At 71.8% G+C, this 22,539-nt stretch carries 21 protein-coding genes; 17 read left to right on the top strand and 4 right to left on the bottom strand.

What is annotated here, in order from left to right; genetic code table 11:
- Positions 1-128: 128 nt before the first annotated feature.
- On the top strand, positions 129-2,015 hold the full coding sequence (locus tag C8250_RS16875; protein WP_138353161.1) for an AMP-dependent synthetase/ligase: 1,887 nt from the start codon (positions 129-131) through the stop codon (positions 2,013-2,015).
- 68 nt (positions 2,016-2,083) lie between these two features.
- The gene (hemW, locus tag C8250_RS16870) at positions 2,084-3,316 is read left to right on the top strand and encodes a radical SAM family heme chaperone HemW (RefSeq protein WP_138353162.1); all 1,233 of its coding nucleotides are present in this window, start codon (positions 2,084-2,086) and stop codon (positions 3,314-3,316) included.
- A 162-nt stretch (positions 3,317-3,478) separates the two neighbouring features.
- Here the strand turns inward: hemW and C8250_RS16865 are convergent, their stop codons facing one another.
- Positions 3,479-4,312 carry a DUF3097 domain-containing protein gene (locus tag C8250_RS16865; RefSeq protein WP_138353163.1) on the bottom strand — a complete coding sequence of 278 codons (834 nt, stop codon included), beginning with the start codon at positions 4,310-4,312 and terminating at the stop codon, positions 3,479-3,481.
- Between the two features lie 156 nt (positions 4,313-4,468).
- Positions 4,469-5,194, bottom strand: coding sequence for an MBL fold metallo-hydrolase (locus C8250_RS16860; RefSeq protein ID WP_138353164.1), 726 nt, complete (start codon positions 5,192-5,194; stop codon positions 4,469-4,471).
- Positions 5,195-5,362: 168 nt separating this feature from the next.
- On the opposite strand from C8250_RS16860, the gene hrcA reads away from it, so the two are divergent.
- From hrcA to C8250_RS16795, 13 genes are all read left to right on the top strand, one after another.
- A complete protein-coding gene (gene hrcA, locus C8250_RS16855; RefSeq protein WP_138353257.1) occupies positions 5,363-6,379 on the top strand; it encodes a heat-inducible transcriptional repressor HrcA in 1,017 nt (338 codons plus the stop codon).
- Entirely contained in the window at positions 6,380-7,513 is a 1,134-nt protein-coding gene (gene dnaJ, locus C8250_RS16850; protein WP_138353165.1) for a molecular chaperone DnaJ, read from the top strand.
- Positions 7,514-7,651: 138 nt separating this feature from the next.
- Entirely contained in the window at positions 7,652-8,716 is a 1,065-nt protein-coding gene (locus C8250_RS16845) for a nitronate monooxygenase (protein ID WP_138353166.1), read from the top strand.
- Entirely contained in the window at positions 8,713-9,462 is a 750-nt protein-coding gene (locus C8250_RS16840; RefSeq protein ID WP_138353167.1) for a 16S rRNA (uracil(1498)-N(3))-methyltransferase, read from the top strand. The genes C8250_RS16845 and C8250_RS16840 overlap by 4 nt, the downstream gene beginning before the upstream one ends.
- Positions 9,463-9,601: 139 nt before the next feature.
- The gene (locus tag C8250_RS16835) at positions 9,602-10,066 is read left to right on the top strand and encodes a hypothetical protein (RefSeq protein WP_138353168.1); all 465 of its coding nucleotides are present in this window, start codon (positions 9,602-9,604) and stop codon (positions 10,064-10,066) included.
- Between the two features lie 46 nt (positions 10,067-10,112).
- A complete protein-coding gene (locus C8250_RS16830) occupies positions 10,113-13,409 on the top strand; it encodes a S41 family peptidase (RefSeq protein ID WP_138353169.1) in 3,297 nt (1,098 codons plus the stop codon).
- Positions 13,410-13,500: 91 nt separating this feature from the next.
- Positions 13,501-13,860 carry a histidine triad nucleotide-binding protein gene (locus tag C8250_RS16825; RefSeq protein WP_138353170.1) on the top strand — a complete coding sequence of 120 codons (360 nt, stop codon included), beginning with the start codon at positions 13,501-13,503 and terminating at the stop codon, positions 13,858-13,860.
- Positions 13,861-13,865: 5 nt separating this feature from the next.
- Positions 13,866-14,771: a ribonuclease Z gene (locus C8250_RS16820; RefSeq protein WP_138353171.1), complete on the top strand. Its 906-nt coding sequence runs from the start codon at positions 13,866-13,868 to the stop codon at positions 14,769-14,771.
- 116 nt (positions 14,772-14,887) lie between these two features.
- Positions 14,888-15,190, top strand: coding sequence for a hypothetical protein (locus C8250_RS16815; protein WP_138353172.1), 303 nt, complete (start codon positions 14,888-14,890; stop codon positions 15,188-15,190).
- On the top strand, positions 15,187-16,659 hold the full coding sequence (locus tag C8250_RS16810) for a putative T7SS-secreted protein (protein ID WP_187144875.1): 1,473 nt from the start codon (positions 15,187-15,189) through the stop codon (positions 16,657-16,659). Before C8250_RS16815 ends, C8250_RS16810 begins: the two co-directional genes overlap by 4 nt.
- Positions 16,652-18,064: a hypothetical protein gene (locus C8250_RS16805; RefSeq protein ID WP_138353173.1), complete on the top strand. Its 1,413-nt coding sequence runs from the start codon at positions 16,652-16,654 to the stop codon at positions 18,062-18,064. The genes C8250_RS16810 and C8250_RS16805 overlap by 8 nt, the downstream gene beginning before the upstream one ends.
- Positions 18,061-18,660, top strand: coding sequence for a hypothetical protein (locus C8250_RS16800; protein WP_138353174.1), 600 nt, complete (start codon positions 18,061-18,063; stop codon positions 18,658-18,660). Before C8250_RS16805 ends, C8250_RS16800 begins: the two co-directional genes overlap by 4 nt.
- Before the next feature lie 4 nt (positions 18,661-18,664).
- Positions 18,665-19,258 carry a hypothetical protein gene (locus C8250_RS16795; RefSeq protein WP_138353175.1) on the top strand — a complete coding sequence of 198 codons (594 nt, stop codon included), beginning with the start codon at positions 18,665-18,667 and terminating at the stop codon, positions 19,256-19,258.
- A 13-nt stretch (positions 19,259-19,271) separates the two neighbouring features.
- Here the strand turns inward: C8250_RS16795 and C8250_RS16790 are convergent, their stop codons facing one another.
- On the bottom strand, positions 19,272-19,646 hold the full coding sequence (locus C8250_RS16790) for a DoxX family protein (protein WP_138353176.1): 375 nt from the start codon (positions 19,644-19,646) through the stop codon (positions 19,272-19,274).
- Positions 19,647-19,762: 116 nt separating this feature from the next.
- On the opposite strand from C8250_RS16790, the gene C8250_RS16785 reads away from it, so the two are divergent.
- Together C8250_RS16785 and C8250_RS16780 are read left to right on the top strand one after the other, a co-directional pair.
- Positions 19,763-20,440 (top strand): TetR/AcrR family transcriptional regulator, encoded by a 678-nt coding sequence (locus tag C8250_RS16785; RefSeq protein WP_138353177.1) that lies wholly within the window; start codon positions 19,763-19,765, stop codon positions 20,438-20,440.
- A 170-nt stretch (positions 20,441-20,610) separates the two neighbouring features.
- Positions 20,611-21,603 (top strand): adenosine deaminase, encoded by a 993-nt coding sequence (locus C8250_RS16780; RefSeq protein ID WP_138353178.1) that lies wholly within the window; start codon positions 20,611-20,613, stop codon positions 21,601-21,603.
- A gap of 83 nt (positions 21,604-21,686) precedes the next feature.
- On the opposite strand, the gene C8250_RS16775 is transcribed toward C8250_RS16780, so the two are convergent.
- Positions 21,687-22,490 (bottom strand): HAD family acid phosphatase, encoded by an 804-nt coding sequence (locus C8250_RS16775; RefSeq protein WP_138353179.1) that lies wholly within the window; start codon positions 22,488-22,490, stop codon positions 21,687-21,689.
- Between the last annotated feature and the right edge of the window lie 49 nt (positions 22,491-22,539).

Genomic DNA, 22,539 nt, shown 5'->3' with positions numbered 1-22,539 from the left:
ACTCGATTGGTTACGGTTGCAACGAGCGGCCCTGAGCCCCTTACGCGCCGGGCGATGGGCCTCTACTCTGATCGCGACGCAGAGGTTACTGGTGAGTTAACAGAGCAGGCGCGGGCCCGGAGGATGTCGTGACAGAGACACAGACGCTGATCGAGACCCGACCGCCATCCGTGGCGACACTCTTCCTCGAACGGGTGGAGTCGACTCCCGACGCGGAGGCATACCGCTACCCCGTGATCGACGCGGCCGGGGGCCCGGACAGCTGGCGTTCGCTGACCTGGGGCCAGGCCTCGGGACGGGTGTTCGCCATCGCGGCCGGTCTGATGGACCTCGGGATCAGTTCCGAGGAGCGGGTGGCCATCGCCTCCGCGACACGGGTCGAGTGGATCCTCGCCGACCTGGGAGTGCTGTGCGCGGGTGCGGCCACCACGACGATCTACCCCAGCACCAACGCCGACGAGACGGCCTTCATCCTCGCGGACTCCGGCAGCCGGGTGCTGATCGCGGAGGACGCCGTACAGGTCGGCAAGGCCCGCGAGCGGCGCGCCGAGCTTCCGGAGCTGGCCCATGTGGTCGTGATCGACGCCACCGGTGTCGAGGACGCCGACGGCTCCGGTGACGGCTGGGTGCTCTCGCTCGACGAGCTGGAGCGGCGCGGCGCGGCGTTCCTGGAGAAGCACCCCGAGGCGGTCAAGGACGCCGTCGGCGCGATCACCCGCGACCAGCTCGCGACGCTGATCTACACCTCCGGCACCACCGGCCGCCCCAAGGGCGTGCGGCTGCCGCACGACTGCTGGGCCTACATGGCCCGCGCGATCCAGTCGGTCGGCCTGCTCGACGAGAACGACGTCCAGTACCTGTGGCTGCCGCTGGCGCACGTCTTCGGCAAGGTGCTCACCGCCGGCCACATCACCATCGGCCACGTCACCGCCGTGGACGGCCGGGTCGACAAGATCATCACCAATCTGCCGCTGATCCAGCCGACCTACATGGCGGCAGTGCCCAGGATCTTCGAGAAGGTCTACAACGGTGTGGCGGCCAAGGCCCGCGCGGGCGGCGGCGCCAAGTACAAGATCTTCAAGTGGGCGTCGGAAGTGGCCCGCGAGTACGCCAAGGTCACCCAGAACAACCTGCGCCTCACCGGCAAGGCCAGCGCCCCCTTCGGGCTCTCCGCGAAGCACGCCGTGGCCGACAAGCTCGTCTACGCCAAGATCCGCGAGGCGTTCGGCGGCAAGCTGCGCGCCTGCGTCTCCGGCTCCGCCGCGCTGTCGCCCGAGATCGGCTACTTCTTCTCCGGCGTCGGCATCCACATCCTGGAGGGCTACGGGCTCACCGAGTCCAGCGCCGCCAGCTTCGTCAACCCCGGCGAGTCGTACCGCACCGGCACCGTCGGCAAGCCGCTGCCCGGCCTCGAGGTCCGGATCGCGGAGGACGGCGAGATCATGCTGCGCGGCCCCGGCATCATGCAGGGCTACCACGGGCTGCCGGAGAAGACCGCCGAGGTCCTGGAGCCCGACGGCTGGTTCCACACCGGTGACATCGGGGAGCTGTCCGCCGACGGCTTCCTGACGATCACCGACCGCAAGAAGGACATCATCAAGAACTCGAACGGCAAGTACATCGCGCCCGCCGCGGTGGAAGGCCAGTTCAAGGCGGTCTGTCCGTTCGTCAGCAACGTCCTGGTGATCGGCGCGGACCGCAACTTCTGCACCGCGCTGCTCGCCCTGGACGAGCCGACGATCCTCGGCTGGGCCACCGAGAACGGGCTCGAAGGCCGGAGCTACGCCGAGGTCGTCGCCTCCCCGCAGGCCCGCGAGCTGATCGAGGGCTATGTGGCGCGGGTCAACGAGGACCTGCAGCGCTGGCAGCAGATCAAGCAGTTCCGGCTGCTGCCCCGCGACCTCGACGTCGAGCACGGCGACCTGACCCCGAGCCTCAAGCTCAAGCGGCCGGTCGTCGAGCGCGAGTTCCAGTCGCTGATCGACGACATGTACGCGGGATCGCGCGAGGCGTAGCAGGAGCGATGGCGCTCGTCCCCGAGTGAGTGGGACGAGCGCCGCCGCCGGGGGCGGACAATGGGGTCATGCCTTCCGTACTGCCTGATGGTGAGCCGATGCCCGAGGACGGGGCGCTGCCCGCGAGCGCGCTCGCAGGGGCGGGCGCCCGGCCGCTGGGGTTCTATCTGCACGTCCCGTACTGCGCCACCCGCTGCGGCTACTGCGATTTCAACACCTACACCGCGAGCGAGCTGCGCGGCTCCGGCGGGGTGCTCGCCTCGCGCGAGAACTACGCGGACTACCTGATCGACGAGGTCCGGCTCGCCCGCAAGGTGCTCGGCGACGACCCGCGCCAGGTCGAGACCGTCTTCGTCGGCGGCGGCACCCCGACGCTGCTGCCGGCCGCCGACCTGGTCCGGATGCTGGCCGCGATCCGCGCCGAGTTCGGCTTCGCGCCGGGCGCGGAGATCTCCACGGAGGCCAACCCCGAGTCCGTCGACCCGGCCTATCTGGCGGAGCTGCGGGCGGGCGGCTTCAACCGGATCTCGTTCGGTATGCAGAGCGCCAAGCAGCACGTCCTGAAGATCCTGGACCGCAAACACACCCCGGGCCGGCCGGAGGCCTGCGTCGCGGAGGCGCGCGCCGCCGGCTTCGAGCACGTCAACCTGGACCTGATCTACGGCACACCGGGCGAGTCGGACGACGACTGGCGGGCCTCGCTGGACGCGGCGATCGGCGCCGGACCCGACCACGTCTCCGCCTACGCCCTGATCGTCGAGGAGGGCACCCAGCTGGCGCGGCGGATCCGCCGCGGCGAGGTGCCGATGACCGACGACGACGTGCACGCCGACCGGTACCTGATCGCCGACGAGCGGTTCGCCGCGGCCGGATTCGACTGGTACGAGGTGTCGAACTGGGCGACCACCGAAGCGGGCCGCTGCCGGCACAACGAGCTGTACTGGACCGGCGCCGACTGGTGGGGCGCGGGCCCCGGCGCGCACAGCCACGTCGGTGGCGTGCGGTGGTGGAACGTCAAGCATCCGGGCGCGTACGCGCAGGCGCTGGCCGAGGGGCGCAGCCCTGGCGCGGGACGGGAAGTGCTCGCGGACGAGGACCGGCGCGTCGAGCGGATCCTGCTGGAGTTGCGGCTTGCGGCGGGGTGCCCGCTGGGGTTGCTGGCGCCGGCGGGGGCGGCGGCCGCCGCGAAGGCGGTAACGGACGGTCTCCTGGAGGCCGGTCCTTACGCCGACGGGCGGGCCGTTCTGACGCTGCGGGGGCGGCTGCTCGCCGACGCGGTGGTGCGGGACCTGGTCGACTGAGCGGGTGGGGGTGGGCGTGGGGGCCCTGCGGGGCTGTTCCCCGACCCCGCCCCTTCCCGAAACCGGGGGCAAGCCCCCGGGCCCCCTTGTCCTCAAACGCCGGACGGGCTGGACGGGGCCGTGGCGCACGGGCTGGATGGGGTGCCGCGTGGGCAGGCCGGCTCAGGGGGCGGTGACGAAGTCGATCAGTTCTTCCACGCGGCCCAGTAGTGCCGGTTCCACGTCCTTGTACGTGTGGACCGACGCCAGGATCCGCTGCCAGGCCTCGCCCGTGGTCTCACGCCAGCCCAGTGCCTCGCAGACGCCGGTCTTCCAGTCCTGGCCGCGTGGTACCGAGGGCCAGGCGGGGATGCCGACGGAGGACGGCTTCACGGCCTCCCAGACATCGATGTAGGGGTGGCCGACGACGAGTACGTCGTCGATGCCGGAGACCTGGCTCGCGAGCCGGGACTCCTTGGAGCCGGGCACCAGGTGGTCGACGAGGACGCCGAGGCGTGCGTCCGGGCCGGGGGAGAACGCGGCGACGATCGCCGGCAGGTCGTCGATGCCCTCCAGGTACTCGACGACGATGCCCTCGACGCGCAGGTCGTGGCCCCAGACCCGCTCGACCAGCTCCGCGTCGTGCCGGCCCTCCACGTAGATCCGCCCGGCCCGTGCCACCCGCGCGCGGGCGCCCTGCACCGCGATCGAGCCCGACGCGGACAGCAGCGGGCCGCGCTGCGCCCCGGGGCCGCCGGTGCGGGGGCGGACGAGGGTGACGGGTTTGCCGTCGAGCAGGAAGCCGCGCGGCTCCATCGGGAAGACCCGGTGCTTGCCGAAGCGGTCCTCCAGCGTCAAGGTCAGGCCCTCCGCCGTCTTCTCGCAGCGGATCACCGCCCCGCAGAATCCCGTCGAGACCTCCTCCACCACCAGATCCGGCTCCGCCGCCACCTCGGGCGCGGGCACGCTCTTCTTCCAGGGAGGGGTGAGGTCGGGACCGTACTCTCTGCTGCGCATGGGGGCCATTCTGCTCAGGTGCTGGCGCGGACGTGGGCTTGCTGGGGGTACGGGGGTTATCACCCGGGAGATCGCAGCCAGGGAGGGGTGAGGTCGGGACCGTATTCTCTGCTGCGCATGGGCGGATCGTATCGAGGACAGCGTCCTGGGCGGGGACTACGACGCGGTGAACCGGGCCGTCAGGGCGTCGCGTTGGGCGCGGACGAAGCGGGCGTCCACGGCGGCGCCGTGGCCGGGGACGTACACGGCGGTCCCGCCGCCCACCGCCAGCAGCCGGTCGAGGGTGGCGGGCCAGGCGGCCGGGACGGCGTCGGGGCCCGCCTGTGGTTCGCCGGACTCCTCGACGAGGTCGCCGCAGAACACGACGGCGGGCGTTCCGGGCACGTACACGGCCAGGTCGTGGGTGGTGTGGCCGGTGCCGGGGTGGAAGAGCCGGGCGGTGCGGCCGCCGCCGAGGTCGAGTTCGTAGCCGTCGTCGACGAGCCGGTCGGGGCGCACCAGGACGTCCGCCGCCTCGGCTGCCGCCGAGGGGTCGACGCCGTGCGTGACCGCGTCCTCGCGGAGCGCGTCGCGCCCGCGTTCCAGCCGGCCGTCGAGTGCCCGGTGCCCGTACACCCGCACTCCGGAGAAGGCGGCGGTGCCGAAGACATGGTCGAAGTGGCCGTGGGTAAGAGCGATGTGCGTCACAGGGCGGCCGGTCAGTTCCCGCACCTGCAGCCGTAGTCGAGCGCCTTCGGCGAGGGTGGAGCCGGTGTCGATGAGCAGCACGCCCTCGTCACCGACGACCAGGCCGATCGTGACGTCGAGGAAGGGAAGACGGCGGCGGGCGACGCCGGGAGCCAGGTGCTCCCAGCCGTCGGCGCCGGACTCTGCGGTATCCACCCTGTGACGCTATCGCCGGGGGACCCTCCCCGCGCGCTACCGTTGCGACCCTTGCCGGGGCCTTGCTACTCCGCCGTACACTGACTGCGGGGGATGCTGGCACTCGTATCGGATGAGTGCCAGGCCACGGCAGTGCTGGTGCGGGATCTACGGCTGGAGGTGTGCGCGATGCTCAGCGAACGCAGACTCGAAGTACTGCGCGCCATCGTCCAGGACTATGTGGGCACGGAGGAGCCGGTCGGCTCCAAGGCGCTCACCGAGCGCCATGGCCTGGGCGTCTCGCCGGCCACGGTGCGCAATGACATGGCGGCGCTGGAGGACGAGGGCTACATCCACCAGCCCCACACCAGCGCGGGCCGGATCCCGACGGACAAGGGCTACCGGTTGTTCGTCGACAAGCTGGCCGGGGTGAAGCCGCTCACGTCCGCCGAGCGGCGCGCGATCCAGAACTTCCTGGACGGCGCGGTGGACCTCGACGACGTGGTGGGCCGCACCGTACGGCTGCTCGCGCAGCTCACCCGGCAGGTCGCCGTCGTCCAGTACCCGTCGCTCACCCGCTCCTCGGTGCGGCACGTCGAGCTCCTGGCGCTGGCCCCGGCCCGGATCATGCTGGTCCTCATCACCGACACCGGACGCGTCGAGCAGCGGCTCATCGACTGCCCGGCGCCGATGAGCGACACGCTGCTCGCCGATGTGCGGGCCCGGCTGAACGCCCGGGTGGTGGGCCGCCGGTTCGCGGACGTCCCGCCGCTGGTGGCGGATCTGCCGGACGGCTTCGAGTACGACGACCGGCCGTCGGTGTCGATCCTGCTGGCGACGCTGCTGGAGACGCTCGTCGAGGAGACCGAGGAGCGCATCATGCTCGGCGGCGCGGCGAACCTGACGCGCTTCAACCACGACTTCCCGCTGACGATCCGGCCGGTGATGGAAGCCCTTGAGGAGCAGATGGTGCTCCTCAAGCTCCTCGGTGAGGCCAACGACTCGGGCATGACCGTGCGGATCGGGCATGAGAATTTTCACGAGGGCTTGAATTCCACATCCGTTGTGGCGGTCGGCTACGGTTCGGGCGACGAGGCAGTCGCCAAACTCGGTGTGGTCGGACCGACCCGCATGGACTACCCCGGAACGATGGGAGCGGTACGCGCAGTGGCACGTTACGTCGGACAGATCCTGGCGGAGTCGTAGGTGGCCACGGACTATTACGCGGTCCTTGGCGTGCGCCGTGACGCCGGACAGGACGAGATCAAGAAGGCCTTCCGCCGCCTCGCGCGCGAGCTGCATCCGGATGTGAATCCGGATCCGAAGACCCAGGAGCGCTTCAAGGAGATCAACGCCGCGTACGAGGTGCTCTCGGACCCGGCGAAGAAGCAGGTCTACGACCTGGGCGGCGACCCTCTGTCGTCCTCCGGCGGCGGTGGCGCGGGCGGCTTCGGAGCCGGTTTCGGCAACTTCAGCGACATCATGGACGCCTTCTTCGGGCAGTCCCAGCAGCGCGGTCCGCGGTCGCGGACCCGGCGCGGCCAGGACGCCATGATCCGGCTGGAGATCGAGCTGGACGAGGCGGCCTTCGGCACCACCAAGGACCTCCAGGTCGACACGGCGGTGACGTGCGGCACCTGCTCCGGCGAGGGCGCTGCGCCCGGCACGGCGGCGCAGACCTGCGACATGTGCCGCGGCCGCGGTGAGGTCTCGCAGGTCACCCGGTCCTTCCTGGGCCAGGTCATGACCTCGCGGCCGTGCCCGCAGTGCCAGGGCTTCGGCACCGTGGTGCCGACCCCGTGCCCGGAGTGCGCGGGCGACGGCCGGGTCAGGTCCCGCCGTACGCTCACCGTCAAGATCCCGGCGGGCGTCGACAACGGCACCCGCATCCAGCTGGCGGGCGAGGGCGAGGTCGGCCCCGGCGGCGGCCCCGCCGGCGACCTGTACGTGGAGATCCGGGAGCTTCCGCACCCGACCTTCCAGCGGCGCGGCGACGATCTGCACTGCACGGTCACCATCCCGATGACGGCGGCGTCCCTGGGCACGAAGTGCCCGCTGGAGACGCTCGACGGCATGGAGGAGATCGACGTCCGGCCCGGTACCCAGTCCGGCCAGTCGATCCCGCTGCACCAGCGCGGGGTGACCCATCTGCGGGGCGGCGGCCGGGGTGACCTGATCGTGCACGTTGAGGTCATCACGCCCAACAAGCTCGACGCCGCGCAGGAGGACCTGCTGCGGCAACTGGCCAAGTTGCGTGGCGAGGAGCGGCCGACCGGTCACTTCCAGCCCGGCCAGCAGGGGCTGTTCTCCCGGTTGAAGGACGCTTTCAACGGCCGCTGAGACCGCCGCCGGCGTCCAGCGGGGCGCCGGCTCCTCCAGCGGGGCGCCGGCTCCGACCGTCCCCCAGCCTCCGGCCGGGGGTGCCCCATGGGGCGGGCCTGACCTGTTCGGGCCCGCCCGGCGTGAAACGATGGGCGTATGTCCGCGTTGACCGATCTCTCGTCGTTCTCGGCGTTCCCGATCATCCAGGCGCCGATGGCCGGCGGCGGGTCCACCCCGCGGCTCGCCGCGGCCGTGAGTGACGCCGGCGGCCTGGGATTCCTCGCCGCCGGGTACAAGACGCCGGAAGCGATGTACGAGGAGATCCGGCAGCTGCGCGACCTGACGTCGAACCCCTTCGGCGTGAATCTCTTCACGCCGCAGCCCGACACCGCCGACCGGTCCGCCGTCGAGGTCTACGCCGAGCAGCTCGCGGGCGAGGCCGCCTGGTACTCCACGCCGCTCGGCGACCCCGAATCGGGACAGGACGACGCGTACGACGCCAAGGTCTCGATACTGCTGGACAATCCGGTCCCCGTCGTCAGTTTCACGTTCGGCTGTCCCGACCGGCCGGTCTTCGACGCGTTCGCGAAGGCCGGGACGTACACCGTGGTCACCGTCACCACACCCGGTGAGGCGCTCGCCGCCCAGTGGGCGGGTGCCGACGCGGTGTGCGTCCAGGGGACGGAGGCGGGCGGCCACCAGGGCACCCACCGGGACGATCCGGAGCTGGACCACGCGGGGTTCGGGCTGCTGTCGCTCGTCCCACAGGTCCGCGACGCCGTCCAGCTGCCCGTCATCGCGACGGGCGGGCTGATGCGCGGCAACCAGATCGCGGCCGTTCTGGCGGTGGGCGCGGACGCCGCGCAGCTGGGCACCGCCTTCCTCGTCTGTCCCGAGTCCGGGGCCAACGCGCTGCACAAGCGCGCCGTCACCGACCCGGTCTACGCGCGCACCGAGTTCACCCGGGCGTTCTCCGGGCGGCCGGCGCGCGGGCTGGTCAACCGCTTCATGCGGGAGCACGGGCCGTACGCGCCCGCGGGCTATCCGCAGATCCACCATCTGACCGCGGGCATCCGCAAGGCCGCAGCGGCGGCCGGAGATCCACAGGCGATGGCGCTGTGGGCGGGGCAGGGACACCGGCTGGCCCGTGACCTGCCGGCGGGCGAACTCGTCGCCGTGCTCATGGAAGAACTCAACGCAGCACGGAAGGCTTTCGGATGACCGCGCCGGTATTCATCGTCGAACCCGGGCAGTTGCGGGACGGGTCGCAGGGCGGCCGGATCGTGCTGTCCGGTGCCGAGGGGCGGCACGCGGTGTCCGTGCGGCGGCTCGCGGTCGGCGAGGAGATCGTCCTGACGGACGGCGAGGGTGTCGGAGCGTACGGCGTGGTCGCCTCCGTCGAGGGCAAGGACCGGCTGGAGGTCGCCGTCTCCGAGCTGCGCACCGAACCGGCGCCGGCGCCGCGGATCACCGTCGTCCAGGCGCTGCCGAAGGGCGACCGCGGTGAGCTGGCCGTCGAGACGATGACGGAGACCGGTGTCGACGCGATCGTGCCGTGGGCGGCGTCCCGGTGCATCACGCAGTGGCGCGGCGACCGGGGTGCCAAGGCGCTCGCGAAGTGGCGTTCCACGGCACGCGAGGCCGCGAAGCAGTCGCGTCGGCTGCGGTTCCCCGAGGTCACCGAATTGATGACGACCCGGCAGCTGGCGGGTCTGCTCGGCGGGGCGGCCTTCGCCGCCGTCCTGCACGAGGAGGGCTCCGCGCCGCTGGCCGACGCCGCGCTGCCGTCCGAGGGCGACATCGTGCTCGTCGTCGGCCCGGAGGGCGGGGTCTCGCCCGACGAGCTCGCCGCCTTCGCCGCCGCCGGGGCCAAGCCGTACCGGCTGGGCGCGACCGTGCTGCGGACCTCCACCGCCGGGGTCGCCGCGACCGCGCTGCTCCTCGGGCGCACCGGCCGCTGGTCCTGACCGGTCCGGTCGACGGGATCGAAGGACGCTCGAAGAACGCCGAAGACTGCCGGATGTGTGGCGAAATCCCGGTCCCGTAAGGGGCGTTCTACGTCGTGTGGGCGATGTGCGCCGCGCAGGACGGCGGGACCCTGCCGGTATGAAGCGTTTACAGCAGTGGGGAGTGGCCGGAGGCCTCGCACTGGCCGCGTTCGGCGGAGTGGTGGCGTGCGATCCGGCGAGTGGGATGACCGCCTCGGCGGTGTCGATCACCACGGACCAGCTGGGCACCCGAGCCCTGAAGGACCACGGGATCAATGTGCAGTGGATGTCGTGCCACGCCTCCGTGGACGGCGCCACGACCGCCTCCGGCACGGCGAGCCCCCGGGCGTCCGGCGCACCGGTCAAGGGCGTCGCGTCCGTGGACTGCCAGGGCGAGACCACCGACAAGCAGAAGATCACCGTCACCGGCCGGGTGACCGAGCAACTCGACGGCCGCTGTGTGCGCGGCAGGCTTACCGCGCAGGTCGGCAAGCGTACGGTCTTCGACGTGAACGGACTGGGCGACTGCTCGGCGACGTCCGGCCCGTCCGGCAAAACCTCCGCCGCATCCGCCAGAAGCTGAAGACAAAGCGCTCGTTCGCGTCCTCGATCATGGTTAATGTGGCGGAGTGACACAGCCTTCGTACCTCCGGTATCCGCATGTAAACGGTGAGTTGGTCGCTTTTGTCGCCGAGGACGACGTCTGGGTGGCGCCGCTCGACGGCGGGCGTGCCTGGCGCGTCAGCGCCGACAACATGCCGGTCGACCATCCGCGCATCTCGCCGGACGGAACGACGGTCGCCTGGACCTCCACCCGCGACGGAGCGCCCGAGGTGCACGTGGCACCCGTCGACGGCGGCCCGTCACGGCGGCTGACGCACTGGGGCAGCGCGAAGACCTCGGTGCGCGGCTGGACGCCGGACGGCGAGGTCGTCGCGATCAGCACGCAGGGCCAGCCCTCGCTGCGCCGCACCTGGGCTCGGGCGCTGCCGCTGGACGGCGGCCCCGCGCGCACGCTGCCGTACGGACCGGTCGGCGATCTGGCCTACGGGCCCGGGGGCGCGGTGCTGCTGCAGTCGGCGACGATGGGCCGCGAGGCCGCGGCCTGGAAGCGCTACCGGGGCGGCACGGCGGGCAAGCTGTGGATCGACCTGACGGGCGGCGGCGACTTCGAGCGGCTGCACGCGGACCTCGACGGCAACCTCGAATCCCCGCTCTGGGTCGGCGAGCGAAGCGAGATGCGGGTACCCCCGGCCGAAGGTCGGGGGCGCGTTGCGTTCCTCTCCGACCACGAAGGCACCGGCGCGCTCTACTCCAGCCTCCCGGACGGCTCGGACCTGCGCCGGCACACCCCCCTCGACGGCTTCTACGCCCGGCAGGCCGCGACCGACGGCACCCGCGTCGTCTACAGCTCCGCCGGTGAACTCCACCTGCTCGACGACCTCGAGTCGGCCACGCCGCGCCCGCTCGCGGTCCGCCTCGGCGGCCAGCGCACCGACCTGCAGCCGCACCCGGTCCGCGCTTCGCACCACCTCGGGGACGCCCGCCCCGACCACACCGGACGCGGCAGCGCCGTCGAGGTCCGCGGCACCACCCACTGGGTCACCCACCGGGGCGGCCCGGCGCGCGCGCTCGCCGCGGAGCCGGGGGTTCGGACGCGGCTGCCGCGCACCTTCGGCGGCGAGGGCGACCAGCAGGTCGTCTGGGTCACCGACGCGGAGGGCGAGGACGCCCTCGAACTCTCCCCTGCGGCCGGTCTGGCGCCCGGCGTCGCGCCCCGCCGGCTGGCGGCCGGCCGCCTCGGCCGCGTCCTGGAGCTCGAGGTGTCGCCGGACGGGCACCGGATCGCCGTCGCCTCGCACGACGGCCGGGTGCTGCTCGTCGAGACGCAGACCGGCGAGGTGCGCGAGGTCGCGGCCAGCGACGCGGGCGATGTGACCGGTCTGGCGTTCTCGCCGGACTCGGCCTGGCTCGCCTGGTCGCACCCGGGCCCCGACCCGCTGCGCCAGCTCAGGATCGCCGCGACGTCGGACCTGTCCGTCGCCGACGCGACCCCGCTGCGCTTCAACGACTACGCGCCCGCGTTCACCCCGGACGGAAAGCACCTCGCGTTCCTGTCCGAGCGGGCCTTCGACCCGGTCTACGACGCCCATGTCTTCGACCTGTCCTTCCCCAACGCCTGCCGCCCGCACCTGATCACGCTGGCCGCCACCACCCCGTCGCCCTTCGGCCCGCAGCGGCACGGCCGCCCGGTCGAGGAGCCGGACGACGAGGCCAAGGACGACAAGTCCGAGGGCGACGGCGACAGCGCGGGCAAGGACGGCCGGGGGACCGACGGCGAGGACCGCCCCCGGGTCCCGGCCACCCGCGTCGACTTCGAGGGCATCGCCGACCGCATCGTCGCGTTCCCCGTCGAAGCCGGCCGCTACACCTCGCTGACCGCCGCCAAGAACGGCCTGCTGTGGCTGCGCCACCCGCTGGTCGGCACCCTCGGCACCGCCCTGGCCACGCCCGAGGCGCAGCCGCCCGGCAGCGTCCTGGAGCGCTACGACCTCAAGCAGCTGCGCGTCGAGGAACTCGCCGACGACGCCGAGGACTTCGCGGTCACCGGTGACGGCACCAAGGTGCTGCTGGCCGCGAACGGCCGGCTGCGCGTCGTACCCGCCGACAGCAAGTCGACGGGCGACGACGACTCGGACGCGAACATCACCGTCGACCTGTCGCGGATCCGGGTGACCGTACGGCCGCAGGACGAGTGGCGGCAGATGTACGCCGAGGCGCACCGGCTGATGCGCGACAACTTCTGGCGTGCCGACATGAGCGGCGTCGACTGGAACGCGGTCGGCGAGCGCTACAAGCCCGTCCTGGAGCGTGCCGCCACCCATGACGACCTCATGGACCTGATGTGGGAGGTGCAGGGGGAACTCGGCACCTCGCACGCCTACGTCACCCCGCCCGGCGGCCACCGGGACGCACTGACCCGGCAGGGCCTGCTCGGCGCGGACATCGCCCGCGCGGAGGACGGCCGCTGGCAGTTCGTCCGGGTGCTGCCCGGCGAGTCCTCGGACCCGCAGGCCCGCTCCCCGCTCGCCGCACCCGGGGTCGCGGTGCGCGCCGGCGACAGCCTGCTGGCGGTCGACGGACACGCCGTCGACCCGGTCGCCGGCCCCGGCCCGCTGCTGACCGGCACGGCGGGCAAGCCCGTCGAGCTGACCGTCGCCCCGGCGGACGGCGGCCCGGTCCGGTACGTCGTGGTCGTACCGCTCGCCGACGAGGAGCCGCTGCGGTACCACGACTGGGTCGCGGGCCGCCGGGCCCACGTCCACGAGCGCTCCGGGGGCCGGCTCGGCTATCTGCACGTCCCGGACATGGTCGGCTTCGGCTGGGCGCAGCTGCACCGCGATCTGCGGGTCGAGGTCGCCCGCGAGGGCCTGGTCGTGGACGTCCGCGAGAACCGCGGCGGGCACACGTCGCAGCTCGTCATCGAGAAGCTCGCGCGCCGCATCGTCGGCTGGGACCTTCCGCGCGGCCTGCGCCCGCAGAGCTACCCGCTGGACGCGCCGCGCGGGCCGGTCGTCGCCGTCGCCAACGAGTTCTCCGGCTCGGACGGGGACATCGTCAACGCCGCCATCAAGGCCCTGAACATCGGCCCGGTCGTCGGCACCCGCACCTGGGGCGGCGTGGTCGGCATCGACAGCCGGTACGACCTGGTGGACGGCACGGCCGTCACCCAGCCCAAGTACGCCTTCTGGTTCGAGGGCTACGGCTGGGACGTCGAGAACCACGGCGTCGACCCGGACGTCGAGGTGCTGCAGCGCCCGCAGGACTGGGCCGCGGGCACCGACCCGCAGCTCGACACCGCCGTCGACCTGGCCCTGGCGTCCCTCGCGGAGCACCCGGCCAAGACACCGCCGCCCATGCCGTAGGGCCCGTCCTGACCGTGCCGGGCGGGGCCCGGCCGATACGATGCGCCTTTCGACGACCAACGTTGCAACGAGCGAAGAGGGAGAAGCACCCGTGGCGGGAGAACCTCAGGCGGACTGCCTGTTCTGCAAGATCGCGGCCGGGGACATCCCGGCGACGATCGTCCGCGAGACCGACACGACGGTGGCGTTCCGCGACATCAATCCGCAGGCCCCCACGCATGTGCTGGTGATCCCCAAGGTGCACTACGCGGACGCCGCCGCGCTCGCGGCCGGCGACCCGCAGGCCGCCGTCGACGTGCTGCGCGAGGCGGGCGAGGTGGCGGCGGCGGAGAAGACCGTCGACCGCGGCTACCGGATCGTCTTCAACACCGGTGCGGGCGCCGGCCAGACCGTGTTCCACGCGCACGCGCATGTCCTCGGTGGGCGCGGCCTTGAGTGGCCCCCCGGATAACCGCCTTGTCCATCCGTGAATTCGTGGTGCTCGGCACCGCCAGCCAGGTCCCCACCCGGCTCCGCAACCACAACGGCTATCTGCTGCGCTGGGACAGCGAGGGCATCCTCTTCGACCCGGGGGAGGGCACCCAGCGCCAGATGCTGCTGGCGGGCGTCGCCGCGCACGACCTGACCCGGATCTGCGTCACGCACTTCCACGGTGACCACTCGCTCGGCCTGGCCGGGGTGATCCAGCGGATCAACCTGGACCGCGTCCCGCACCCGATCGCGGCCCACTACCCCGCGAGCGGGCAGCACTTCTTCGAGCGGCTGCGCTACTCGACGGCCTACCGCGAGACGGCCGTCATCACCGAGGAGCCGGTCGCCGCGGACGGCGTGCTGGCCACCACGGAGGCCTTCACCCTGTCCGCGGCCAAGCTCTCGCACCCCGTGGAGAGTTACGGCTACCGCCTCGTCGAACCCGACGGCCGCCGTCTGATCCCCGCGCGCCTCGCCGCACACGGCATCACCGGCCCGGACGTGGGCCGGCTGCAGCGCGACGGGGTGCTCGACGGGGTGACCCTCGACGAGGTGAGCGAGGTCCGTACCGGACAGCGTTTCGCGTTCATCATGGACACCCGCCTCTGCGACGGCGTTCACGCCCTCGCCGAGGGCTGCGATCTCCTCGTCATCGAGTCCACGTTCCTCAACGAGGACGAACACCTCGCCCGTGACCACGGCCACCTCACCGCGGGCCAGGCCGCCCAGGTGGCCGCAGAAGCCGGCGTCCGCCACCTCGTCCTCACCCACTTCTCCCAGCGCTACACCGACCCCGCCCTCTTCGGCCGCCAGGCCCGCGAGGCCGGTTTCGAGGGTGAACTGACCGTGGCGGAGGACCTGATGCGCGTCCCGGTGCCGAAGCGCCGCTGAATGCCGCTCCCTTGATGCTTCGTTGCTGCCCCTTTGGCGCTGCGTTGATACCCTGCTTCGATCTTGCCCAAGACTTGTACAAGTCTTTTCCAGCTCGAGGTCAGCGGAGGACAGCCATGGGGGAACCGGATCTTGCTGCGGACACGCTACGGATACGGCAGTGCTCGGCCGCGCTCAAGCGCGTCCACGACGAGTTCGACAAGCACGCGAACCCGGCGGACGGCTACGGCCGGGCGGAGATCGGCTCCGACCTCCTCACGGATGTCTTCCATGACTTCGGCAGCAACTGGAAGGTCCACCGGACGAAGCTGACGGAGGAACTGGAGAAGCTCGCCAAGATCACCGAACAGGCGGCGGACACATACGACCAGGTGGACTCCGAACTCGCCAAGGCGCTGCGCGGGGAGGACAAGAAATGACCCGCCCCTCGTACGGCTGGGAAGTCCTCGGCGAGCACGGTGACCCGGTCCCGGGGGACCCGGACACGGTGGCCCGGCTGGGCCGGGAGCTGCGGAAGACGGCGGAGTCGATCGAGCGCGAGGCCCGCGAGATCAAGGCGCTCGCCTCCGTCGAGGCCTGGAAGGGCAAGGCCGCGGACGAGTTCCGCGACCAGGCGTCGAAGGCGTCGGACAAGCTCCGCAAGGCGTTCCACCGCTACGACGAGGCGGCCAAGGCCCTCGGGGAGGACGCCGGCGACGGCGTGACCGGCGGCCCGTACGCGCGCGAGCTGCACCGTGCGCAGAAGATCGCCGACAAGGCCCTGCGCGACGCCCAGGACGCCGACACCGAGCACTCCGGTGCGCAGCGGGCGATCTCCCAACAGCCCGCCGACACCCCCAAGGACGACCCGACGGCCGTCAAGCTCAAGGCCAAGCAGGACGCCGCCGCGGGCGCGATCGGCGAGGCCAAGAAGGACCTGCAGCGGGCGAAGGACATCCGCGACCACGCCGCGAAGGCGGCAGCCGACGCGATCCGCCACGCCATCGACCACGACGGCCTGAAGGACAGCCGCTGGGACAAGTTCAAGGGCTGGGTCCACGAGCACGCCGACATCATCGGGAAGATCGCCGACATCGCGGGCTGGGTCGCCACGATCTGCGGCACGCTCTCGCTCCTCGTCGGCTGGATCCCCATCATCGGCCAGGCCCTCGCGGGCATCCTCGGCACGATCGCCCTGGTCGCCACGCTCGTCTCGCTCGTCGCGCACGTCCTGCTGGCGCTGTCCGGCGACGGCAACTGGTTCGATGTCGCCCTCGACGTCGTGGGCCTCGCCACCTTCGGCATCGGCCGCGGCGCGATCGCGGGCGCGCGCGGCGCGTCGGCGGGGACGCGGGCGCTGGCGCGCTCGGCCCGCTACAAATCGATCATGGAGAGCGCGGTCGCGAACGGTCTGAAGAAGGGCACCAAGGCGTACCAGAAACAGGTGGCCAAGGCCTGGAAGATCGCCAACCGCGAGTCCGGCGGAGCCGCCCGCGGCAAGGACGCCGCGAACGCCATGAAGAACGCGCCGAAGGGCTGGTTCCCCGGCTGGGGCCGCGTCGGTGACGCGGTCAATCCCGTCAAGATCGCCAAGGAGAGCTGGCAGAGCGTCAAGGACCTCAAGGCCTTCCGCGACGTTCCCCAGCTGTTCCACGGCAACACCTGGACCGGCGTACGCGCCGCAGTGGGCGACACGGGACTCGCCACGGACGCGGCCAACCTGGCCCGCGCCAACGTCGGCAACATCGCCAACGGCGCGGTCCACGCGGGGGCGGACGTCTTCAAGACCCAGACCAGGATATGGATCGGTGCGACCGGCATCGCCTCGGGCATCGACGCGGCGGACAAGGCCGGCGCCGGTGACGCGCTGGGACTGAAGGACTCCACAGTCAGGGAGATCGGTGACTGATCCGCAGCTGGTACCTGTCGGGAACGGGACCGCGGGCATCGCGGAGCCGGCGCTGCGGCCGTCGGCCCGGCGGCATCCGGGCCTGGACATTGTCCGCAATGCCCGGATCCACCGGGACGGACGCGAACTGGTGGTCCGTACCCGGGACGGGCGTGAGCGCCGCTACGCGACCGGCCCGGGCGGCATCGAACGCGCCGTCCATGTGGACGCGGTCGGGCCGTGGATCGACGGCAGCATGACGGTGCCGCCGCGTCCCGGCACCTGGGGTTTCGTGGAGCTCCAGGACGGCGACGGCAGGCGCGTGCTGCGCATCGATGTGGAGCCGTGGCTTCCGGAGTCCCCGGTGCTGAGCGGAGTCCGCCCGGACCGTGACTTCCGGATCCTGGAACTGACCGGACTCGCCCCGCTGTTGAAGGACGCCGGTATTCCGGTGCGTACGGTGCGCGACCGCGAGGACGAGCTGGTTGCCCGGTCCGGGGCCGGGAACGCCACGTATGCGAACCCTGGCCGTCTGCTTCCCCGGTGGAACACCCTCGGCCGGGGGGCGGTGATGGCCGTCTGGTTCCTGGCCTTTGCCGTCGCGATCTTCCCGGTCGGGAATCCGCCGCGGGAACTGTGGGTCGTGACGGCGGCCGCTGCGCTGGTGATGCCGGTGCTGAACCTCGCCGCACGGCTGCAGGCCCGGCTGCGTGAGCGCCGCGCCGATGTCCCTCCCGTCGAGTCGCGGATCGCCCCCGACCCGCTGCCCGGCTCGGGTGCGAGCGTACGGTTCTGCGCAACGGCGGCGGTCCGGGTGCAGGAACGCGACATCGTCCTGGTGGACAGCCTCGGGCGCGAGCGTTGGCTGGCGCGCTCGGGTCCGCACAGGGTGGCCGCACTGGTCCGGGTGCTGGAGAGCGCGAACGGGACACCGCTGGGCGTCGAGTTCCAGGGACCCGGCGGAGAAATCCGTGCCGTTCTGCCCTGGGAACCGTGGTTCGGCGGGCCGGAAGGCGAGGCGCGCTGGACACAGCTGCGGAGCTCCACCGGACGCGGCGTCAATGACCGTGTACAGGGCAAGAAGGAGCGGTGGCCCGCAAGCCCGGTGGGCCAGGCGGATGTCGGTCTGATGACGACCCTGCCAGCGGCCACCGCTCGTCAGGCCTCGCGGTTCCCGGCCACCGTGCTCGGCGGCGGGGGCACCTGGCCGGTGCTCGGTATGGCGCTGCTCTCGCTGCTGGGGTGCGCCCGGATGATCGGCGGGCACCCCTCTGCCGGTGCGGCGGGCACGGCGCTCGGTTCGCTCGCCCTCTGCGGGACCCTCGTCCCCCTCGCCGCCCACAGCCTGCGCAGCCGCCTGCGACTCGACCGCCCGGCCCAGGGCCAGGCACCGGACAACACTTCTCGACAGGAGCCACGTTCATGACACCGGCCGATTCGCCGAGTGACTACCAACTCCTGCTCCCGGACGGCTGGTTCCGGATCGACCTCGATCCGGAGCGGCGGGAGGGCGCGGTCGACGCGCTCGTGGAGCGGCAGTTCCGAGGGATCGACGATGCGCCGATCATCAAGCAGCAGGTGCGCGACGAGCTGCGCGGCCGGGCGCTGGAGGCGTACCGGAACGGCGGGATCGAGCTGTACATGAGCCTGCAGTCGGCCGGTGCGCTGACGGTTCCGGCGTCGCTGCTGGTCACGCTGGTGCCGCAGGAGAGCCTGGGGTCGGGGGTGCCGGTGGACGACCTGGCCGGGTTTCTGGCGGAGCGGGGTGGTCCTGACGGGTACCAGGTGACGGTCGAGGACCTGCCGGCCGGTTCGTCGGTGCGGACCAGGGCCCGGACGGTTCCGGCGGCGGACGATCCGTCCGGCGGCGCGCTGCCGGTCACGTCCGTGGACTATCACGTGCCGGTGCCGGGCTCGGAGGCGTATCTGCTGCTGTCGTTCTCCACGCCCCTCGACCCGATCGCCGACGCGATGGCGGATCTCTTCGACGCCGTGGCGCTGTCCCTGAAGTGGAGCGCATGAGCCAGTGAACGACGACACGTGGAACGTCGGTATCGAATGTCCCGAGGACTGGATCCCGCTGCCCCTGGAGCCGGGCATCGACCTCGGCGCGTGGGCGCTGGAGCAGGCCGGGAAGCTCGCGGCGGCGCCGGCGGAGGTCGACGCCGACGCGCTCATGTACGACCTGCGGGAGCGGGCCGCCGACAGCCGGGGGCGGGAGCCGGTGTTCGCGTTCGGGCTGTATCCGGAGGGGTTCGAGGAGGCGCTCGCGGTGCTGGAGGTGGATGTTGTCCACCCCGACGACAAGGTGCCGTCGATCACGCTGGACTGGATCACCGAGGTCTTCGCGACCGGTGACTTCCAGGAGCCGGAGGTGGAGCGGGCCGTGCTTCCGGCGGGACCGGCCGTCCGCATCCGCCAGGGGCTGGCCGGCCGGGGGACCGGGCAGAGCGGAGCGCTCCCTGATGGAGACGGTCACCTACGGCGTGCGGCCGCCCGGGATCGAGAGCGCGGTCATGGTCCTCGTCTCCTGGACGGCGCCCGGCCTCGCCGACCTGATGACGGCGGCGGCCGACCAGATCGTCCACACCCTCAAGATCACGGCGACGTAAGGGTGTGACGCGAGGGCCGGGTCAGAAGGAGTACGGCCCGAAGCGGCCCCATGCGATCACCACGGCGAGGACCAGCAGAACGACCGACGGGAGGACCTCCTTCGCCGCGTCCTTCTTGCGGAGGTGGTAGTTCGCGGCGCCCGCCATCGTCACCGCGAGGCCGGCGGCGGCGATCGGGGTGAGGATCGGCGCTATGTCCGTCGCGGCCGGGAGGATCAGGCCGATCGCCCCGAGGACCTCGGCCGCGCCGATGAGCTTGACCATCCCGGCCGAGTAGTCGTTCACGAACTTCATCGTGCCGGCGAGCTTCTCCTTGGGCTGAGTGACCTTCATCAGTCCGGACGCGAGGAAGGCGGCGGCGAGAACGCCCTGCAGGACCCAGAGAACGGTGTTCATGGCGGGGACTCTTTCCGGGATGTGGGGACGAACCTGAGGCAACCCTCATGTTCCCTCAGGTTGAATACCGTACCACCGAACCTGAGGCATGCCTCCGGTTCGGTAGACTGGCGGACATGTCCGACTCCGACCGCTCTCGCTGCCCGAAGCGTGTCCTGCGGCGCGACGCGCAGCGCAACCGCGACGCACTGATCGCGGTCGCCCGCACCGCCTTCGCGCAGGACGGCATCGACGCGCCGCTGGAGTCGATCGCCAAGCGCGCCGGGGTCGCCATCGGCACCCTCTACCGGCACTTCCCGACCCGGCTCGACGTCATCGAGGCGATCTTCGCCGAGAAGCTCGCCGAGTGGCTGGCGGCGGCCGAGCGCGGGGCCGCCGCCGAGGATCCCTGGGAAGGGTTCTCCGGGTATCTGGAGGACATGTGCGCGCTGCAGGCCGGCGACCGGGGGTTCAACGACCTGGCGTCCATGCGGCTGCCGTCGTCACCCGAGGTGGAACGGCTGCGGCTGCGCACCTTCGAGCTCAGCCGCGACATCCTGCACCGGGCCCAGCGGGCCGGCGCCGTACGCCCCGATCTCACGCCCGAGGACCTGGCCTTCCTCATCTGGTCGCAGGCGCGGATCACCCAGGCCACCCGGGAGGTCGCGCCGCGCGCCTGGCGGCGTCATCTCGCGCTGCTGCTCGACGGCTTCCGCGCCGAGCGCGCCCACCCGCTGCCCGAGCCCGCCCTGACGCCCACGCAGGTCGGCCTCGCCATGGCCGCTCTGGGTGGCAGCAGCTCCTGCCCCGGCTGACGCTCGCAACCGGCCGACGCCCCGCCACCGGCTGACGCCCCGCAACCGGCCGACGCCCCGCCACCGGCCGAAAGCGCTGCCCCGGACAGCGGCGCGCGCGGCCGGCACCGCGCTGACCTGTACCGTTGTACGACCCCTCGCTGCCGTACCGACTGTGAAGTGATTCCCCCGTGCCCATTCCCAAGGCTGAACTGCACCTCCACATCGAAGGCACCCTGGAGCCGGAACTGGCCTTCGCGCTCGCCGCGCGCGGCGGGATCTCGCTGCCGTACGCCGACGCCGACGAGCTCCGCCGCGCCTACTCCTTCACGGACCTGCAGTCCTTCCTGGACCTGTACTACGCGCTGATGGCCGTCCTGCGCACCGAGGAGGACTTCGCCGACCTGGCCGACGCCTATCTCGCGCGCGCCGCGGAACAGGGCGTACGGCACGCCGAGATCTTCTTCGACCCGCAGGCGCACACCGCGCGCGGCGTCGACATCGGCACCGTCGTCGAGGGGCTGTCCCGCGCGCTGGACGCCGGGCGGGAACGGCACGGCATCAGCACCCAGTTGATCATGTGTTTCCTGCGCGACGAGTCCGCGCAGTCCGCGCTGGACACCTTCGAGTCGGCCAAGCCGTACCTGTCCCGGATCTCCGCCGTCGGGCTGGACTCCGCCGAGGTCGGCAACCCGCCGTCGAAGTTCCGCGAGGTCTACGAGCGGGCCGCCGCCGAAGGGCTGCGCCGCGTCGCCCACGCGGGCGAGGAGGGCCCGCCGGCGTACATCTGGGAGGCCCTGGACGTGCTCGGCGTCGAGCGCGTCGACCACGGCCTGCGCTCCCTGGAGGACCCGGAGCTGGTCGCCCGGCTCGTCCGCGACCGCATCCCGCTCACGCTGTGCCCGCTCTCCAACGTCCGGCTGCGCTGCATCGACCGCATCGAGGACCACCCGCTGCGCGCGATGCTCGACGCGGGTCTGCTGGCGACCGTCAACTCCGACGACCCCGCGTACTTCGGCGGGTACGCCGAGGACAACTACGAGGCGGTCCGTGCCGCGCTCGGCCTGGACGACGAGACGGTGCGCGGGCTGGCCCGCAACTCCTTCGAGGCGGCTTTCCTCGACGGGGACGAGGCCCTGCGGGCGCGCTACCTCGCCGAGGTCGAGGCGTACGTCTTCGACTGATGACGTCGGCCCGGCCGGCGGCCCCTCGGAGCCGCGGCCGGGCCGGACGGTGCGCCTAGGGCACGGCGCTTGCAGCAGGGCGCCTACGGCAGGAAGTACATGGGGTTGGGGAGCTTGAAGGTCTTGTCCCCGTAGCCGCCCTCGAGGTCGCTGTACTGGTCGCCGAAGTTGGCGACGATGTTGTAGCCGAGCGACTCGATGTGCTTGCGGGTGCCCGCCTTGTACTCGACCGTCGTGCAGGTCGCACCGCACGGCAGGTAGGCCGGCGGGCTCGTCTTGTTCTTCAGGAAGAAGTGCGCGGCGTCGGCGGCCGGCTTGTAGCCCGCGACGGCGAGGTTGGCGGTGGACGGGTCACGCTGCGCCTCGGGGCGGCCGGTCAGGAAGAAGACCGTGATGCCGTGGTCCGAGGCCCAGTTGACCAGGTCCGGCATGCCGAAGACCGGCGCCATGTTCTTGGTGCGGATGTATGTGTCGTTGGTGGCGGGCGTGTAGTTGAAGCCCACCTCCAGCTCGTAGTTGTACGTGAGCAGCGTCGTGTCGTCGACGTCGAGGACGATCGCGGGCTTGGCGCCGTGCCCGTTCCCGTAGCTGTTCCCGTTTCCATGACCCTCGTGCCGCAGGGTGTCCTTGAGGTAGTCCTTCGCCTTGCTCTCGATGCCCGCGACCTGCTGCGCGTAGCTGCTCTGCGGCGACGCGTTGTGCTCACCGGCGGCGTCCACGGTGTCGCCGTAGTACGCCTTGATCTCGGTGACGACGTTGGTGAGGTTGGGGATCTGCTTGTCGCTGCGCGGCACCGAGTTGCCGGCGGAGGCGCCGCCGATTCCGTAGAGGGTGGCGCCGACCGCAAGGGTCGCGGCGGTGAGCGCCAGGGCTCGGGTCCGGGGCATGGCGGTGCTCCTTCACGTCATGTGCACGTCGGGTGATTCCGCGAACCTA

This window comes from Streptomyces sp. So13.3, assembly GCF_005860785.2.
GTDB lineage: Bacteria > Actinomycetota > Actinomycetes > Streptomycetales > Streptomycetaceae > Actinacidiphila > Actinacidiphila fildesensis.
Note: the sequence above shows the minus strand (reverse complement) of the source record. Positions and strands in the feature narration are given on the sequence as shown.

Coding starts and splice junctions, on each gene's coding strand:
- hemW (WP_138353162.1), top strand. CDS start 2,084: ATGCCTTCCGTACTGCCTGATGGTGAGCCGATGCCCGAGGACGGGGCG.
- C8250_RS16865 (WP_138353163.1), bottom strand. CDS start 4,312: ATGCGCAGCAGAGAGTACGGTCCCGACCTCACCCCTCCCTGGAAGAAG.
- hrcA (WP_138353257.1), top strand. CDS start 5,363: ATGCTCAGCGAACGCAGACTCGAAGTACTGCGCGCCATCGTCCAGGAC.
- C8250_RS16845 (WP_138353166.1), top strand. CDS start 7,652: ATGTCCGCGTTGACCGATCTCTCGTCGTTCTCGGCGTTCCCGATCATC.
- C8250_RS16840 (WP_138353167.1), top strand. CDS start 8,713: ATGACCGCGCCGGTATTCATCGTCGAACCCGGGCAGTTGCGGGACGGG.
- C8250_RS16835 (WP_138353168.1), top strand. CDS start 9,602: ATGAAGCGTTTACAGCAGTGGGGAGTGGCCGGAGGCCTCGCACTGGCC.
- C8250_RS16815 (WP_138353172.1), top strand. CDS start 14,888: ATGGGGGAACCGGATCTTGCTGCGGACACGCTACGGATACGGCAGTGC.
- C8250_RS16810 (WP_187144875.1), top strand. CDS start 15,187: ATGACCCGCCCCTCGTACGGCTGGGAAGTCCTCGGCGAGCACGGTGAC.
- C8250_RS16800 (WP_138353174.1), top strand. CDS start 18,061: ATGACACCGGCCGATTCGCCGAGTGACTACCAACTCCTGCTCCCGGAC.
- C8250_RS16790 (WP_138353176.1), bottom strand. CDS start 19,646: ATGAACACCGTTCTCTGGGTCCTGCAGGGCGTTCTCGCCGCCGCCTTC.
- C8250_RS16785 (WP_138353177.1), top strand. CDS start 19,763: ATGTCCGACTCCGACCGCTCTCGCTGCCCGAAGCGTGTCCTGCGGCGC.
- C8250_RS16775 (WP_138353179.1), bottom strand. CDS start 22,490: ATGCCCCGGACCCGAGCCCTGGCGCTCACCGCCGCGACCCTTGCGGTC.